Raw genomic sequence first — 662 nt, 5'->3', positions numbered from 1 at the left:
TCTTAAACGCTTTGTTATACCTGTTGCCAAGTATTAGTCCCACCGGTTTTTTCAAAAACTTGATGATTATCAAAATGTTTTATTAGGTCAGTTTCGAACAATGAAACGGTAGCGTTTGGGTTATGAAGAAATAGAATTTTACCCGTTTTCACTGAAAGTACAGCTATCGCACTGATGTACTTCATTCTATTTGTCAGCAAACCTGGATGCCTTTTTATTTCTTCGAACGATCCATCTCGATGAGCATAATATTCAGCTTTACCTAACATCGCTTTCTGGATACTCGGAATGAATAAGAAATCCATTGTTGCGAAGTCTCGGCAATCACATAAAACAATGACCCTACTAGATTTTGATTCCCCGTAGTTTTTTAGCTGTTTAGCCGCATCTTTAATACTGTTTACAACACGATCGGAGTTCACTTGATATATGCCCAAACATTCATCTTCAATGTCACGTAATACTTGTTTTTCAGATGGGTTTTCAGTGAGTTCTTTAATCTCCCAATAGCTTAGGTGATTACCAAGATAAACTTCATAATCAGGTGTTTTCCCTTCAGACTCAGGGATTTTTCGAAACTTAATATTCTTAGAATAGAGTGTTGCTTCAAATTGGCTTTCTGACTCTGTCACAATTCCTCCGAAGGTATAACGCCCTGTTAA

Annotated in this window: 1 protein-coding gene; it reads right to left on the bottom strand. The window is 36.9% G+C overall.

Annotated features, from left to right (window positions below; translation table 11 throughout):
• Positions 1 to 14 precede the first annotated feature (14 nt).
• On the bottom strand, positions 15 to 662 hold a 648-nt coding region (locus tag KJB35_RS28285; protein ID WP_285469902.1), incomplete at its 5' end, for a hypothetical protein.

Origin of the sequence: Vibrio sp. D431a (genome assembly GCF_030248655.1) — a bacterium.
Taxonomy (GTDB): domain Bacteria; phylum Pseudomonadota; class Gammaproteobacteria; order Enterobacterales; family Vibrionaceae; genus Vibrio; species Vibrio alginolyticus.
The sequence above is the reverse complement of the archived record's forward strand: the minus strand, read 5'-3'. Positions and strand labels throughout refer to the sequence as shown.